The sequence below is a fragment of the Pseudolysinimonas kribbensis genome, assembly GCF_039531715.1.
Classification (GTDB): Bacteria; Actinomycetota; Actinomycetes; order Actinomycetales; family Microbacteriaceae; genus Pseudolysinimonas; species Pseudolysinimonas kribbensis.
Genome location: NZ_BAAAQO010000004.1, coordinates 674,965 through 690,472, shown reverse-complemented (window position 1 = coordinate 690,472; position 15,508 = coordinate 674,965). Strand labels below are relative to the sequence as shown.

Genomic DNA, 15,508 nt, shown 5'->3' with positions numbered 1-15,508 from the left:
GGAGTTCGACGATGAACGATCAGGTGACGCAGCAGCGCTGGGTGGCCTTCGGGCCGAACGGTGCGATCGGCTCGATCCTGCGGTCCGACGAGGGGTACACGGTGCGCCTCATCGACGACCCGGAAGCCCAGGACCGCGGCACGTACCCGTCGCTCGACGTCGCGAAGAGCGCGCTGCACGCGGCCATGGCGCCGGGGTCGGACTGGCCCGAGTTCCGGGAGCACTGAGCCGCCTCCACACCCCGCGTCCGACGCCCGCTTCCCCAGATCGGGGCGCGGGCGTCCCGCGTTCCCGGGCGGCTGACGAGCATGGGGCCATCGGATGCCGGGGCGGATTTCCCGGCACGAACCCGCTCCGGCATCCGAGACCACGATCTCTCGAAGGAGCCCCCCATGCCCGACACCATCACCGTCACCGGCCTCGTCGCCACCACGCCGCGCCACCTCGTCACGAGCGACGGGCTGCCGATCACGTCATTCCGGCTCTGCTCGACGCTGCGGCGTTATGACCGCGCCGAGAACAAGTGGGTGGATGCCGACACCAACTGGTACACCGTCACCACCTTCCGCCAGCTCGCCACCAACGTCGTCGGCTCGGTCGCGAAGGGGCAGCGCGTCGTCGTGACCGGGCGGCTGCGGGTGCGCGAGTGGGCGACCGAGGACAAGCACGGCACCAACGTCGAGATCGACGCCGACGCCCTCGGCCACGACCTCAGCTGGGGCACCGCGGTGTTCTCCCGCACGGTCGCGGCCTCCGCGGCCGCGGAAGCGACGCAGAGCGGCGAGACGGCCGGGCACGCGGACGCCGGCGACGCGTCCGAGGCCGTCGGCGACGGCGACGCCGAGCCGGGCGACGAGTTGGCCGCCGCACGCGCTCAGCGAGCGACCGAGGCGGCGTTGCCGTTCTAGCCGCGGCGCTCTCGGGCGGCCCCGGGCGTCCTCCGAGCGGACCCGCGGTTCGGCACCCCTAGACTCGGCGCGGACGAGGGGAGTCGACGTGTCGTCAGGTCCGTTTCGCGCGCGGGTCGCGCTGGGCAGTGCGCTCGTCGCCGTCGCGCTCGCGACGGTGACGCTGCTGGCCGGATGCACCCCCGCGGCCCCCGCCGGCCCGGCACACACCGCATCCACCGCGTCGAAAGCGCCGAGCCCCACGCCGACGGCGAGTCCCACGATCGCGCTGCAGGGCAACGCCGCCGAGAACCTGCCGTACTTCGACCAGGTCAACAAGACGCTCATCGCCAAGGGCGGCACGCTCAACGGACGCGAGTTCATCGACAACCTCGTCGCCGCGGGGTACCCGAAGGCGGCGATGGAGGTCACGCCCGACACCACGACCGTGAACCTGCAGGCCGACAACATCGAGTTCTCGATCCTGCTCGGTCGCACCTGCCTGGTCGGGGAGTACGGCAACATCGGCTACGCCAGTACCGCCCAGAAGGTCTTCTCGACCGGTCGCTGCCTCGCGGGCAAGACCCGCAAGATCGACTGGTAGCGGCCCGCCCGCGCGATCAGGAAGGGCGCCCGGCCGACCCGTAGGCTGGCTCCATGGCCGAATACATCTACTCCATGGTGCGCGCCCGCAAGGCGGTGGGTGACAAGGTCATCCTCGACGACGTCACCATGGCGTTCCTGCCCGGCGCGAAGATCGGCATGGTCGGCCCCAACGGCGCCGGCAAGTCGACGATCCTCAAGATCATGGCCGGACTCGACCAGCCGTCCAACGGCGAGGCCAAGCTCTCGGCGGGGTACAGCGTCGGCATCCTCATGCAGGAGCCCGAGCTCGACGAGTCGAAGACCGTGCTCGAGAACGTGCAGGAGGGCGTCGGCGAGATCAAGGGCAAGATCGACCGCTTCAACGAGATCTCGGCCGCGATGGCGGATCCCGATGCCGACTTCGACGCGCTCTTGGCCGAGATGGGCACGCTGCAGGAGGACATCGACACGGCCGACGCCTGGGACCTCGACTCGCAGCTCGAGCAGGCGATGGACGCCCTGCGCACCCCGCCGGGCGATGCGAGCGTCGCCAATCTCTCCGGGGGCGAGAAGCGCCGCGTGGCGCTCACCAAGCTCCTGCTCGCCAAGCCCGACCTGCTCCTGCTCGACGAGCCCACCAACCACCTCGACGCCGAGAGCGTGCAGTGGCTCGAGCAGCACCTCAAGTCGTACGCCGGCGCCGTGATCGCCGTCACCCACGACCGGTACTTCCTCGACAACGTGGCCGAGTGGATCGCCGAAGTCGACCGCGGTCACCTGTACCCCTACGAGGGCAACTACTCCACCTATCTCGAGAAGAAGGCCGAGCGCCTGGAGGTGCAGGGCAAGAAGGACGCGAAGCTCGCCAGGCGCCTCGCCGACGAGCTCGACTGGGTGCGCAGCAACGCGAAGGGCCGCCAGGCGAAGTCCAAGGCGCGCCTGGCCCGCTACGAGGAGATGGCCGCGGAGGCGGACCGCACCCGCAAGCTCGACTTCGAGGAGATCCAGATCCCGCCGGGACCGCGCCTGGGCACGATCGTCATCGAGGCCAAGAACCTGCAGAAGGGCTTCGACGAGCGCGGCCCGCTCATCGACGGGCTCAGCTTCACGCTCCCGCCGAACGGCATCGTCGGAGTGATCGGCCCGAACGGCGTCGGGAAGACGACGCTGTTCAAGACGATCGTCGGCCTCGAGCAGCTCGACGGCGGCGACCTCAAGGTCGGCGAGACGGTCAAGATCAGCTACGTCGACCAGACCCGCTCGAACATCGACCCGACCAAGACGCTGTGGGAGGTCGTGTCGGACGGCCTCGACATCCTGACCGTGGGCAAGACCGAGATCCCGAGCCGCGCCTACGTCAGCAAGTTCGGGTTCAAGGGGCCGGATCAGCAGAAGAAGGCCGGCGTGCTCTCCGGCGGCGAGCGCAACCGCCTCAATCTCGCGCTGACCCTCAAGGAGGGCGGCAACCTGCTGCTGCTCGACGAGCCGACCAACGACCTCGACGTCGAGACCCTGCAGTCGCTCGAGAACGCGCTGCTCGAGTTCCCCGGGTGCGCGGTGGTCATCACGCACGACCGGTGGTTCCTCGACCGGATCGCGACGCACATCCTGGCCTACGAGGGCACCGACGAGAACCCGGCGAGCTGGTACTGGTTCGAGGGCAACTTCGAGGCGTACGAGGCCAACAAGATCGACCGGCTCGGCCCGGAGGCCGCGGCTCCGCACGCCTCCGTGCACCGCCGGCTCACGCGCTCCTGAGCGGGGGCGACCGATGACCCGGATGCACGTGCCGGTGCGGCTGCGCTGGAACGACCTCGACGCCTACGGCCACGTGAACAATGCGGCCATGCTCGTGCTGCTCGAGGAGGCCCGCGTGCAGGCCTTCTGGGGGGCCGAGATCGTCGACTCGGTGACCAATCCCTCGACCCTGTGGCTCGTCGCGCGGCAGGAGATCGAGTACCTCTCGCCGGTGCCGTACCAGTCCCAGCCGCTCGACGTGCAGCTCTGGCTCGGGCGGCTCGGCGGCGCGAGCCTCGAGATCTGCTACGAGGTGTGCTCACCGCTGGATGCGGAGCCGTTCACGCAGTACGCGCGTGCGGCATCCACGATCGTGCTCGTCGACCCGACCACGCAGCGTCCGCGCAAGATCACCGAGGACGAACGGGCGAGCTGGAGCGCGTGGTCCGACGAGCCGATCGCGTTCACGCGCCGCGGCTGAGCGCGCCGGCCCGAGCGCGCGGGTCCGAGCGGTAGCCCGGGTCAGCGCCCGTCGTAGTCGCGCGGATCGGGGACCCGCACCATGCCCTCCTGCGCGACGCTTGCGACGAGCGCCCCGTCCCGGCGGAAGATCCGTCCGGTCGCCAGCCCGCGCCCCCCGGTCGCCGTCGGCGATTCCTGCACGTAGAGCAGCCACTCGTCGACCCGGGCGAACCGGTGCCACCACATCGCGTGGTCGAGGCTCGCGACCTTGAGCCCGGCCGCACCCCAGGCCACGCCGTGCTGACGCATGATCGGTTCGAGGATCGCGTAGTCGGTCGCGTAGGCGAGAGCGGCTCTGTGCAGGTTCGGCTCGTCGGGCATGGCGCCGATCGTGCGCATCCAGACCGCCTGCATCGGGCGGCGCTCCGGGTCGGCGGTCGCGTAGATCGGCGCGTCGAGGTGCCGGATGTCGAACGCGCGCTGGGTCGCCCAGAACCGGGCGATGGGGTGATCGAAGCCGCGCAGCGCGTCCGCGGCGCTCGGCAGCGACTCGGGGTCGGGCATGCCCTGGGGCATCGGCACCTGGTGCTCGAGGCCCTCGTCCTCGGTCTGGAATGACGCGATCATCGACAGGATCGGCGTCCCGCGCTGATAGGCCTGGGTCCGGCGGGCGCTGAACGACCTCCCGTCGTGGATGCGGTCCACCGAGAAGGTGATCGGCAGCTCGACGTCGCCCGGGCGCAGGAAGTAGCCATGCACCGAGTGCACGGCGCGGTCCTCGGGCACGGTGCGCATCGCCGCCACGAGGGACTGCGCGAGCACCTGACCGCCGAACACCCGGCCGGTGGGCATGAAGAGGCTGGGGCCCGTGAAGATGTCCTCAGCGGTGCGGGCGCCCGTGTCGGTCAGGTCGAGGGCGGCCAGGAGGCCCGACAGGGGGTCGCTCACGCCCGGTAGTCTAGGTCGCCGGATGAGCGACACCTTCACTCTCGTCGACGTCGCCTCGCTCGATGACCTCCGGGTCTTCCTCGGCCGCGCCGGCCGCATCGAGGACGGCTCCGTGCGGTTGATCGCAGGGAGCGGCGTCCTGGCCGTCTATGCCGCGGTGCTGTACCCGGTGGGACTTCTCGACGAGACCCCGACGGTGCTGGGGTTGCGCACCTTCGCGCTCGCCCCCGGCGACGGCGGCGAGCAGGCGGTCTTCGACGTGGTCGTGCCGATCGGATCGCTGTCGAGCCGGCTGGATCGCGCGCGCGCCGAGGTCGGCGACATCGCCTCGAGCTTCGACCCGGCGGCCGCGCAGACCGTGACGATCTCGCTGCCGATGTCGGTGGCGAGCGCGACCTGGGCCGCGATCTCCCCGCCGCGCGGGGGATGGCATCCGCTGCCGTCCACCGAGGCGCCGCTGCTGGACGGCGTGGCCCGCGCCGGGATCGAGGAGATCGCCGGCGCCGTGCCGGAGGCCGCCGGGGAGCAGATCGTGCGACGCGTGCGCACCGAGGTGTGGGGCCGGCCGATCCCCGGCTTCGAGCACGTGCCGGCGGGAGCGGCGTTCGCGGCGTTCAGCATGGGGTTCCTCGGCGACGACACCGTGCGCATCCTGGAGACGGGTCCGTGGACCCGGCTCACCTCCGACCGCGGTCACGTGCTCGTGCGCCGTCGCGCCTGGACCCTCGCCCGCTAGAGCGCCTACAGGGCCGCGGCGATCGCGCGACCCGCGGTGCGTCCCGTGAACAGGCAGGCGCCGAGGAAGGTGCCCTCGAGCGCGCGGTACCCGTGGATGCCGCCCCCGCCGAACCCCGCCGCCTCGCCGACCGCGTACAGGCCGGGCACCGGCGCACCGTCCGCCGCGAGTGCGCGAGCGCTCAGGTCGGTCTGGATGCCGCCGAGGCTCTTGCGGGTCAGCACGTGCAGCTTGACGGCGATGAGCGGCCCGCGCTTCGGGTCGAGGATCCGATGCGGCTTCGCGACCCGGATGAGCTTGTCACCGAGGTAGCGGCGCGCGCCCCGCAGCGCGACGACCTGCAGGTCCTTCGCGAACGGGTTCGCCAGCTCCCGGTCGCGCGCGCCGAGCTCGACGGCGATCCGCGTGCCGTCGAGCTCGATGCCGTCGTTGCGCTCCCGCATCCCCGCCAGCAGGTCGTCGAGCGTGTCGGCGACGACGAAGTCCGGGCCCTTCTCCTTGAACGCCTCCACCGGCTCCGTGGCGCCCCTGCCGAGGCGCTGGCGCAGCAGCTCGCGCACGCTCTTGCCCGTGAGATCCGGGTTCTGCTCGCTGCCCGAGAGGGCGAACTCCTTCTCGATGATCGCCTGATCCAGTACGAACCAGGAGTGGTCGTGTCCGAGCTCGCGCAGGTACTGCAGCGTGCCGAGGGTGTCGAAGCCGGGGAACAGCGGCACGGGCAGGCGCGCCCCCGTGGCGTCGAACCACATGCTCGAGGGTCCGGGCAGGATCCGGATGCCGTGCTGCTCCCACACGGGCGCGTAGTTCTCGATGCCCTCCACGTAGTGCCACATACGGTCGCCGTTGACCAGGCGCGCGCCCGCCGTCTCGCTGATGCCCAGCATCCGGCCATCGACGTGGGCGGGCACGCCGCTCAGCATCTTCTCCGGCGGGGTGCCGAGCCAGTCGGGCCACGCCGCGCGCACCAGCTCGTGGTTGCCGCCGATGCCGCCGCTCGCGACGACGACCGCGGCGCCGCGCACCTCGAAGTCGCCGACGACGTCCCGGCTCGACGCCGCGCCCCGCTCGGCGTCGTCGTCGGCGAGCACGGCGCCTCGGGCCCCGACGACCGCGCCGGCCTCGACGACGAGCTCGTCGACCCGGTGCCGGAAGCGCAGCTCGACGCGTCCCGCCTCGACCCCCGCGCGCACCGCGTCGATGAACGGCTCCAGGATGCCGGGGCCGGTGCCCCAGGTGATGTGGAACCGCGGCACCGAGTTGCCATGGCCGGATGCGGTGTAGCCGCCGCGCTCGGCCCAGCCGACGACGGGGAAGAACGTCACGCCGCGCTCGCGCAGCCAGGCGCGCTTCTCGGTCGCGGCGAACGTCAGGTAGGCCTCCGCCCAGGCCCGCCCCCACGCGTCCTCGTCGCGATCCCATTCGGCGCTGCCGAACCAGTCCTGCCGGGCGAGATCGAGACCGTCGTGCACGCCCATGCGGCGCTGCTCGGGGGAGTCGACGAGGAACAGCCCTCCGAACGACCACCAGGCCTGGCCGCCGAGCGAGGCTTCGGGCTCCTGCTCGAGCACGATCACGCGCTTTCCCGCGGCCACGAGTTCGGCGGCGGTCACGAGGCCGGCGAGGCCCGCTCCGATCACGACGGCATCCGCGGCATCCGAGTTGTCGCTCATCGGAATCCAACCTACGGCGCACGTTGCCGGATCGTGCCTTGCCGGGGCGAACGCCCGGGATAGGATCGCCACAATCGCCGGGCCGAGGTCGTCTCGTCTACCTCGGGGCCGGAATCACAGCAGGGAGACAACATGATCCAGAAGAGAGTCATCGCGACGTTGTCCGTCGTGGCGGCCGCGGGCCTCCTGCTCGCCGGCTGCGCCAATCCGTCCGGCGGCGGCGGCACGTCCGGAGGCGGCGGGTCCGACAAGGTCGACATCCCGACCATCGACTCGGTCGACGTGCCCAAGGACGCAGTGCTTCCCGCCGGCGACGGCAAGGCCGAATGCGCCTCGTCGCTCACGATCGGCTACGTCGGCGCGGAGACCGGCGCCAACGCGGCCCTCGGCATCAACATCTACAACGGTGTCCAGTTGGCCATCGACCAGCACAACAAGGCCAACCCGAAGTGCCAGGTGCAGTTCCAGAAGTACGACACGGAGGGCGACCCGGCGAAGGCGACGGGCCCGACCACTCAGGCCGCGAGCAACAAGGCGATCGTCGGAGTCATCGGTCTTCCGTTCTCGGGTGAGTCGAAGGCGACCGGGCAGATCTTCGAGGACCAGGGCCTCGTGCACATCACCCCGTCGGCGACCAACCCGACGCTGACCCAGAACGGCTGGAAGACCTTCTTCCGGGCGCTCGGCAACGACAGCATCCAGGGACCGGCGGCCGCCGACTTCATCACCACCAAGCTCAAGGCCAAGAAGGTCTTCCTGGTGCAGGACGACTCCGACTACGGCGTGGGCCTGGCCAACGCCACCAAGCCGAAGCTCGGCTCGAGCCTGGCCGGCAGCGACAAGGTGACGACCGGTCAGAAGGACTTCTCGGCCACCGTCTCCAAGGTCATCAACTCGAAGGCCGACGCCGTGTACTACGCGGGCTACTACGCGGAGGGCGCGCCCTTCGACCAGCAGCTTGTGCAGAAGGGCTTCAAGGGCACGTTCGTCGGCCCCGACGGCGTGAAGGACGACCAGTTCATCAAGCAGGCGGGCTCGGCCTCGAAGAACGCCTACTTCACCTGCCCCTGCATCCCCGGCGAGCTGATCCCGGACTTCGAGAAGGCCTACAACACGGCGTTCAACGCCGAGCCGGGCACCTACTCGATCGAGGGCTACGACTCGGCGACGATCCTGCTCGCGGGCATCGACAAGGGCAACACCGACCGGGCGAAGCTGCTCGACTGGGTGAAGAACTACGACGCCGACGGGCTGAGCAAGCACTACAAGTGGGACTCCACGGGTGAGCTGCAGGCCCCTGCGGTCTACGGCTACAAGGTCGCGGACGGCAAGATCGAACCCATCGGAACGATCGGCAAGTAGTTCGCAACCGTACGGGGCGGGCATCCGTGCCCGCCCCGTACGTCTCGACCAGCGAGGACCCCCTGTGCTCGATCTCGTCCTCCAGGCCGTCCCCATGGACGACTCCTGGATCAACTTCGACGTCCAATCCTTCATCCAGGGCTTCTGGAGCAACACCTTCGGCGGCCTGACCTACGGGGCCGTCTATGGCCTCATCGCCCTCGGCTACACCCTCGTGTACGGCGTGCTGAACCTCATCAACTTCGCGCACTCCGAGGTCTTCATCTCCGGCGTCTACGCCGTGGTCTTCACGCTCACCGGACTGGGGTTCAACGGCGATACCCCGAATCTGCCCCTCCCTGCGCTCATCGGCGATCTGCTGCTGGCGCTGCTCGCGGGCATGGCGGCCTCGGCGATCGTGGCGTTCATCGTCGAACGCGCGGCCTATCGCACCCTGCGCAAGCGCAATCCACCACGCCTGGTCTACCTGATCACCGCGATCGGCGTCTCGTTCACGATCCAGGGGCTGTTCTTCCTCTGGCGCGGCGCGCAGCCGGAGCCCAGCGTCATCCTGATCCCCACGGTGCAGGTCTTCGACGTCTTCGGCGGGATCGTCTACAACTACGAGATCGTCATCCTCGTCGCAGCGATCGTCACGATGGTCGTCGTCGACCAGTTCATCCGGCGCTCGCGCATCGGGCGCGGCATCCGAGCGGTGGCCCAGGATCCGGATACGGCGACCCTCATGGGCGTGAACCGCGAGCGCATCATCGTCATCACGTTCATCATCGGTGGCCTCGTCGCCGGCGTCGGCGCGATCTTCTGGATCATGCTCGTGCCGCAGGGTGCGCAGTACAACGGCGGATTCGTGCTCGGCGTGAAGGCGTTCGCCGCGGCCGTCCTCGGCGGCATCGGAAACGTCCGCGGTGCGCTGCTCGGCGGACTGCTGATCGGCCTGATCGGCAACTACGGCCAGACGCTGCTGGGCGCGGCCGAATGGTCGGATGTCGTCGCCTTCGTCGTGCTGGTGGTCGTGCTCGTCGTGCGGCCCACCGGCCTCCTCGGACAGTCCATGGGAAGGAGCCGCGCATGAGCACGGTCAACGGTCCCACCCTGCAACCCGACCCCCAGGCGGAGCAGGACGAGCTCGGTCGCGAAGCGAAGGGACGCGGCGTCGCCAACTCGGGTGCCATCTCGCGGTGGAACAGCCTGAGCCGCCCGGCGCAGTGGGGCGTCCTGCTGCCGATCGTCATCCTCGCCTACGCGGCGCCGGCGCTGAACCTCCCGATCATCTCCACCGAGACCGCCGGCGGCGGCGGCACCAACTGGGACATCAACCTGTTCCAGATGTCGTATTACGCCCTCATCGCGATCGGCCTGAACGTGGTGGTCGGCTACGCCGGACTGCTCGACCTCGGCTACGTGGCGTTCTTCGCGGTCGGGTCGTACGTCGCCGCGATGTTCACGAGCCCGGACTCGCCATTCTTCAAGATCCCGTTCCTGTGGACCCTGCCGCTCGCGATGGCGGTGACCATGTTCTTCGGTGTGCTCCTGGGTGTGCCGACGCTGCGGCTCCGCGGCGACTATCTCGCGATCGTGACGCTCGGCTTCGGAGAGATCATCCGCCTGCTCGCCACGATCATCCCCGCCGTCCGCGGTCAGGTGGGCTTCCAGAACGTCGGTCGGCCACCGGGCACGATCACCGGATCCAACGGGCTCCAGCAACCATTGTTCTCCGCCTCGAACGGCGCGCCATGGTACTGGCTGACGATCACGATCATCATCGTCGTGCTCCTGCTGGTCGGGAACATGGAGCGCTCCCGGGTCGGCCGCGCCTGGGTCGCGATCCGGGAGGACGAGGACGCCGCCGAGATCATGGGCGTGCCCGTGTTCAAGTTCAAGGTGTGGGCATTCGCGATCGGTGCGGCCGTCGGCGGTCTGACCGGCGCGCTGGCCGGCGGCCAGGTCGGGTTCGTCAACAACCAGAGCTTCACCGTGCAGCAGTCGATCCTGTTCCTCGCCGCGGTCGTGCTCGGCGGCGCGGGCAACAAGGTCGGCGCCATCATCGGCGGGGCGCTCGTGGCGTACATCCCGAACCGCTTCATCGCGATCGCGGAGTTCAAGTACCTGATCTTCGGCGCCGCGCTGGTGGTGCTGATGATCTTCCGCTCGGGTGGCATCCTGGCCGCGCGGCAGAAGCTGCTCGCCTATTCGCGGCGCGCGTACGCGTTCCTGCGGGAACCCGCCGGATCGGCGAGCGATCGGCAGCGGAGCGGGGCACGGCGATGACCGATCGCGACGGCGCCGCGGCCCCCGAGGGCCCGGTCGACCCTGCACCGGACGCGGAGGTTCCCGAGGAGATCGCAGAGGCGGCGGCTCCCGAACGGGAGATCGGCACCGCAGTGGGCGAAGCCCTCCTCGAGGTGCGCAACCTCACCGTGAAGTTCGGCGGACTCGTCGCCCTCGACGACCTCTCGTTCGTCATCCGCCGTGGCGAGATCCTGGGGCTCATCGGTCCGAACGGCGCGGGCAAGACCACCGCGTTCAACGCGATGACGGGCGTCTACCGGCCCTCGAGCGGTCAGGTGCTGCTGGACGGCGTCTCGCTCGTCGGCAAGGTGCGCCACCGGATCACCCGGCTCGGGTTGGCGCGCACCTTCCAGAACATCCGGCTGTTCGGCGAGATGACCGCGCTCGAGAACGTCGTCGTCGGGCTCGACGCCCGGCACAAGACGAGCGTGGTGGGCGCGCTACTGCGCCTGCCGCGGCACTGGCGCGAGGAGCGCACCGCGGTCGAGCGCGCGCAGGCGCTGCTGGACTTCGTCGGGATCGGGCGGGATGCCGGCACGCTCGCGCGCAACCTCCCGTACGGCGACCAGCGGCGCCTCGAGATCGCGCGCGCTCTGGCGACCGACCCGAAGGTGCTGTGCCTGGACGAGCCGGCGGCGGGCTTCAATCCGGCGGAGAAGGAGGAGCTCATGGAGCTCATCCGCCGCATCCGCGACGACGGGTACACGGTGCTGCTCATCGAGCACGACATGAAGCTCGTCATGGGCCTGACCGACCGGATCGTCGTGCTCGAGTTCGGCAAGAAGCTCGCCGACGGCCTGCCGGCGGAGATCCGCGAGGACCCGAAGGTGATCGCCGCCTACCTGGGGGAGCCCGAAGATGACGTTGCTTGAGCTCCAGGGCCTGAAGGTGCGCTACGGGCGCATCGAGGCGATCCACGACATGTCGATCACGGTCGAGAAGGGCGAGATCGTGAGCCTCATCGGCGCCAACGGCGCCGGGAAGACCACGACGATGCGCACCGTCTCGGGCCTGCTGACGCCGTCCGCCGGTCGGATCCTGTTCGAGGACGAGGACATCACGCGGCTCGCGGCGCACAAGCGCGTCGCACGAGGCATCTCGCAGGCTCCGGAGGGGCGCGGGGTGTTCCCGGGCATGACCGTGGCGGAGAACCTCGACATGGGCACCTTCGGGCGCCGTGAGCGCAGCGGCGTCGCCGACGATCTCGAGCGGGTGTACTCGCTGTTCCCGCGCCTGCTGGAGCGGCGGACCCAGATGGGCGGCACGATGTCCGGCGGCGAGCAGCAGATGCTGGCCATCGGCCGCGCGCTCATGTCGAGCCCGCGCCTGCTGCTGCTCGACGAGCCCTCGATGGGGCTCGCGCCGCAGTTCATCCGGCAGATCTTCTCGATCATCACCGAGATCGCCAAGCAGGGCACGACGATCCTGCTCGTCGAGCAGAACGCGAACCAGGCCCTCGCCCGAGCGGATCGCGCCTACGTGCTCGAGACCGGGTCGATCACCAAGACGGGTACCGGCCGCGAGCTCATGGCCGACCCGTCGATCAAGGAGGCGTATCTCGGCGTCGCCTGAGGCGCGCTAGGCGCGGTTCACCATCGCGTGGGCGGCGCGCTCGAGGTAGTCCCACAGCATCGCCTCGTGCAGGGGCGACAGCTCGAGCGCGTCGAGGGCCGCCCTCATGTGCGCCAGCCAGCGGTCGCGCGCGAGCGGCGTCACGGGGAACGCCGCGTGCCGCATCCGCAGCCGCGGATGCCCGCGCTGCTCGCTGTACGTGCCGGGGCCGCCCCAGTACTGCTCGAGGAAACCGGTGAGCCGCTGGATCGCGCCCTCGAGGTCATGCTCCGGATACATCGGCCACAGCACGTCGTCGTCGCGGACGCCCGCGTAGAACGCGCGCACGAGCTTCTCGAACGTCCCCCGCCCGCCGACGGCGGCCCAGAAGGAACCGCCGACGGGATCGCCGTCCTGTCCCATGCGCAGGGTGAGGTCGCTCATCCGGCTCGCCCGCCGTTCGAGGAGCTCGGCTTCGCGGGGGCTCCGGCCGGTGATGTCGTCGGCGGCTTCGGCGCGGGCCGGCCGCCCGGCAGCTGGCCGCCCGGCGTCGGACGCAGCGCGATCGAGTTGAGCGGCGGCAGCGTGACGCCGAGCTCGTCGATCGCGATCTTGAGCCGCGGCCGCAGCGCCCGCGCGACCTGATCCTTGGTGCCCGAGCGCACCTTCACGACGAGCCGGATGACGATCGCCTCCGCGGAGACGGACTCGATGCCCCAGATCTCGGGCTTCTCGATCACGAGACGCTTCCACTTGGACTCGCCCGCGAACGCGGTCGCGGCCTCCAGCAGCTTCTGCTGCACGAGCTCGACGTCCGAGTCGTAGGGCACCGCGAGGTCGATGATGACGCGGGCCCAGCCCTGGGAGAGGTTGCCGACGCGCAGGATCTCGCCGTTGCGCACGTACCAGAGGGTGCCGTTGACGTCGCGCACCTGGGTGATCCGGATGCCGACCTGCTCGACCACGCCGGTCGCGAATCCGGTGTCGATCACGTCGCCCACGCCGAGCTGATCCTCGGCGACCATGAACAGCCCGTTGAGCACGTCCTTGACGATGTTCTGCGCGCCGAAGCCGAGCCCGGCGCCGAGGGCCGCGGTTATGAGGCTGAACGCGCCGGCCGCCTGCGGTGCGGCGACCGAGACGATCCACACCACCGCGACGATGACGACGAGCGTCGTGACGATGCTCGACAGCACGCCGCCGAGGGCCCGGCTGCGCTGCACGACGCGCATGGCCGCGAGCGGCGAGGCCGCGATGGCCGTCGTGTCGTCGACGCCGGCCTTCTTCTTCGCACCCGAGATGACCCGCTCGACGAAGCGCCGGATGACGAAGTGCAGCACCAGCCGTGCCACGATCGCGAGCACGACGATGAGGGCGACCTGCACGGGGCGGCCCCAGGCCGAGGTGAAGAACACCCCGACCTGCTCCCAGAACGCGCTCCAGCCGCCCATCAGGCGTCTCGGCGTCGCACCAGCACGATCGCGACCGCGCCGAGCACCACGATCCACGCGAGGAGCACGAGCAGCCCCTGCCAGGGCTCCAGGAGGATCGCGCCTGGCTGTACCTGCCGCGTCACGTCGTCCAGGCCGGATGCCGGATAGGCGTACATCCGGGAGCCCGCGGTGGAGGGCAGGAACTCGCCCACGTTCTGCAGCCAGGTGACCTTCGCCAGCGCCGCGACGAGGCTCGCGATATTCGGCAGCACGAGGATGAGCCCCACCATGGTCGCGATGGCACCCGCGGTGTTCCGGATGATCGCGCCGATCGCGAGGGCCATCAGGCCGATGAGCGCGAGGTACCCGGCATCGCCGAGCAGGGCGAGCCAGAAGGCGCCGTCGAGTTCGACGTCGAGCCCACGGCCGGCGGCCTGGGCGAGCACGATCAGGGTCGAGAGGGCGACCGAGACCACGGCGACCACGAAGACCGCGAGGGTCAGCACGATCGCCTTCGCCGCCAGAGCGGGGGTCCGTTTCGGCACCGCCGTGAACGTCGAGCGGATCATCCCGGTGCCGAATTCCCCGGTGATCGTCAGCGCTCCGATGACGGCGGCGACGAGCGACGTGAAGCCGCTGCCGACCGTGATCGCGCTCACGATGAACGACAGGAGCGACGTGCCCGACGGCAGCTGATCGGCCGGCAGGACCGCGAGGAGCAGCGGCGAGAGGGCGACGTTCAGCACGACGATGATCACCGCGCACCAGAACGTGGAGCGCAGGCTGCGCAGCTTGATCCATTCGGAGCGCAGCACGCCGCCGAAGGTGACGCCGTGCGACCCCTGCAGACTCGGCGCGGCGGGAGCGGCGGCGCTCATCGCGGGCCTCCTGTCGAGATCGGGGCCCCGGTGGGCGGGGGCGGTGCGGGCATCTCCGGCGCGCTGCCGGAGACGTACTCGGTCTCGCCCTGCGTGAGCTCCATGTAGGCCTGCTCGAGCGATCCGGCGACCGGGGTGAGCTCGTGCAGCACGAGCCGGTCCTGGGCGGCGAGCTCGCCGATCCGGGGGGCGGCCATCCCGGTCACGAGCAGCGCGCCGTCGGCGGCGGTCGTCACCGTCGCGCCCGCCGCGGTCAGCGCCGCGCCGAGCTCGGCCGGCTGCGGCGAGCGCACCGTCACGGCGCCGCCCGTGGACTGCGCGATGATGTCGCCCACGGGGGCGTCCGCGATGATCCGGCCGCGGCCGAGCACGATGATGTGGTCGGCGGTCTGCGCCATCTCGCTCATGAGGTGCGAGGAGAGGAAGACGGTGCGGCCTTCCCCGGCCAGATGCCGGGCGAGGGTGCGCACCCACACGACGCCCTCGGGGTCGAGGCCGTTCACCGGCTCGTCGAGGATGAGCGTCTGCGGGTCGCCGAGGAGCGCGGCGGCGATGCCGAGCCGCTGGCCCATGCCGAGCGAGAAGCCGCCGACCCGGCGGCGCGCGACGCTCTGCAGCCCGGTGAGCGCGATGACCTCGTCGACCCGCCCCGCGCCGATCCCGTGCGTCGCCGCCATCGCGCGCAGGTGCTCGCGCGCGGTGCGTCCGCTGTGCACGGCCTTGGCATCCAGCAGCACGCCCACTCGCCGCAGCGGGTCGCGCAGCTGCCGATAGGGCACGCCGTCGACGCGTGCTTCGCCGGAGGTGGGCCGGTCGAGGCCCACGATCATGCGCATGGTCGTCGACTTGCCGGCGCCGTTCGGCCCGAGGAATCCCGTCACGAGCCCGGGGCGCACCGTGAAGTCGACGTGGTCGACCGCGGTGGTGGCGCCGAAGGTCTTCGTGAGCTGGTGGACTTCGATCACCCTCC

The 15,508-nt window shown here is 70.4% G+C and carries 17 protein-coding genes; 11 read left to right on the top strand and 6 right to left on the bottom strand.

From position 1 onward, the window contains the following. Positions 1-11 precede the first annotated feature (11 nt). The 5 genes from ABD285_RS13980 to ABD285_RS13960 all read left to right on the top strand — a co-directional run bounded on the left by ABD285_RS13980 (position 12) and on the right by ABD285_RS13960 (position 3,690). Entirely contained in the window at positions 12-227 is a 216-nt protein-coding gene (locus tag ABD285_RS13980; protein ID WP_284255001.1) for a methyltransferase, read from the top strand. Positions 228-392: 165 nt separating this feature from the next. Further along, positions 393-908: a single-stranded DNA-binding protein gene (locus ABD285_RS13975; RefSeq protein ID WP_284255002.1), complete on the top strand. Its 516-nt coding sequence runs from the start codon at positions 393-395 to the stop codon at positions 906-908. Between the two features lie 88 nt (positions 909-996). Next, positions 997-1,491, top strand: coding sequence for a DUF6993 domain-containing protein (locus tag ABD285_RS13970; RefSeq protein WP_284255003.1), 495 nt, complete (start codon positions 997-999; stop codon positions 1,489-1,491). Positions 1,492-1,544: 53 nt separating this feature from the next. Then, complete coding sequence (gene ettA, locus ABD285_RS13965; protein ID WP_284255004.1) at positions 1,545-3,230, top strand: energy-dependent translational throttle protein EttA; 1,686 nt, start codon at positions 1,545-1,547, stop codon at positions 3,228-3,230. Between the two features lie 13 nt (positions 3,231-3,243). After that, a complete protein-coding gene (locus tag ABD285_RS13960; RefSeq protein WP_344203080.1) occupies positions 3,244-3,690 on the top strand; it encodes an acyl-CoA thioesterase in 447 nt (148 codons plus the stop codon). Positions 3,691-3,731: 41 nt separating this feature from the next. On the opposite strand, the gene ABD285_RS13955 is transcribed toward ABD285_RS13960, so the two are convergent. Further along, a complete protein-coding gene (locus ABD285_RS13955) occupies positions 3,732-4,607 on the bottom strand; it encodes an acyl-CoA thioesterase (protein WP_425565067.1) in 876 nt (291 codons plus the stop codon). A 34-nt stretch (positions 4,608-4,641) separates the two neighbouring features. Between ABD285_RS13955 and ABD285_RS13950 the strand changes: the two genes are divergently transcribed. After that, complete coding sequence (locus tag ABD285_RS13950) at positions 4,642-5,355, top strand: DUF8185 domain-containing protein (protein ID WP_284255005.1); 714 nt, start codon at positions 4,642-4,644, stop codon at positions 5,353-5,355. A 5-nt stretch (positions 5,356-5,360) separates the two neighbouring features. On the opposite strand, the gene ABD285_RS13945 is transcribed toward ABD285_RS13950, so the two are convergent. Beyond that, positions 5,361-7,025, bottom strand: coding sequence for an FAD-binding dehydrogenase (locus ABD285_RS13945; RefSeq protein WP_344203078.1), 1,665 nt, complete (start codon positions 7,023-7,025; stop codon positions 5,361-5,363). A gap of 132 nt (positions 7,026-7,157) precedes the next feature. Here ABD285_RS13945 and ABD285_RS13940 point away from each other — a divergent pair, with 132 nt between their 5' ends. The 5 genes from ABD285_RS13940 to ABD285_RS13920 all read left to right on the top strand — a co-directional run bounded on the left by ABD285_RS13940 (position 7,158) and on the right by ABD285_RS13920 (position 12,248). Continuing rightward, positions 7,158-8,387 (top strand): branched-chain amino acid ABC transporter substrate-binding protein, encoded by a 1,230-nt coding sequence (locus tag ABD285_RS13940; protein ID WP_284255006.1) that lies wholly within the window; start codon positions 7,158-7,160, stop codon positions 8,385-8,387. A 64-nt stretch (positions 8,388-8,451) separates the two neighbouring features. Further along, entirely contained in the window at positions 8,452-9,459 is a 1,008-nt protein-coding gene (locus ABD285_RS13935; RefSeq protein WP_284255007.1) for a branched-chain amino acid ABC transporter permease, read from the top strand. After that, positions 9,456-10,655: a branched-chain amino acid ABC transporter permease gene (locus tag ABD285_RS13930; RefSeq protein ID WP_284255008.1), complete on the top strand. Its 1,200-nt coding sequence runs from the start codon at positions 9,456-9,458 to the stop codon at positions 10,653-10,655. The genes ABD285_RS13935 and ABD285_RS13930 overlap by 4 nt, the downstream gene beginning before the upstream one ends. Continuing rightward, the gene (locus ABD285_RS13925; protein ID WP_344203077.1) at positions 10,652-11,548 is read left to right on the top strand and encodes an ABC transporter ATP-binding protein; all 897 of its coding nucleotides are present in this window, start codon (positions 10,652-10,654) and stop codon (positions 11,546-11,548) included. The genes ABD285_RS13930 and ABD285_RS13925 overlap by 4 nt, the downstream gene beginning before the upstream one ends. After that, on the top strand, positions 11,535-12,248 hold the full coding sequence (locus ABD285_RS13920) for an ABC transporter ATP-binding protein (RefSeq protein ID WP_284255735.1): 714 nt from the start codon (positions 11,535-11,537) through the stop codon (positions 12,246-12,248). Before ABD285_RS13925 ends, ABD285_RS13920 begins: the two co-directional genes overlap by 14 nt. 6 nt (positions 12,249-12,254) lie before the next feature. Here ABD285_RS13920 and ABD285_RS13915 read toward each other — a convergent pair whose 3' ends face one another. The 4 genes from ABD285_RS13915 to ABD285_RS13900 are packed head-to-tail and all read right to left on the bottom strand — an operon-like array spanning position 12,255 to position 15,503. Next, positions 12,255-12,671, bottom strand: coding sequence for a globin (locus ABD285_RS13915; RefSeq protein WP_284255009.1), 417 nt, complete (start codon positions 12,669-12,671; stop codon positions 12,255-12,257). Continuing rightward, entirely contained in the window at positions 12,668-13,678 is a 1,011-nt protein-coding gene (locus ABD285_RS13910; protein WP_284255010.1) for a mechanosensitive ion channel family protein, read from the bottom strand. Before ABD285_RS13910 ends, ABD285_RS13915 begins: the two co-directional genes overlap by 4 nt. Continuing rightward, positions 13,678-14,538, bottom strand: coding sequence for an ABC transporter permease subunit (locus tag ABD285_RS13905; RefSeq protein WP_284255011.1), 861 nt, complete (start codon positions 14,536-14,538; stop codon positions 13,678-13,680). The genes ABD285_RS13910 and ABD285_RS13905 overlap by 1 nt, the downstream gene beginning before the upstream one ends. Next, entirely contained in the window at positions 14,535-15,503 is a 969-nt protein-coding gene (locus ABD285_RS13900; protein ID WP_344203073.1) for an ABC transporter ATP-binding protein, read from the bottom strand. Before ABD285_RS13900 ends, ABD285_RS13905 begins: the two co-directional genes overlap by 4 nt. Positions 15,504-15,508: the final 5 nt, after the last annotated feature.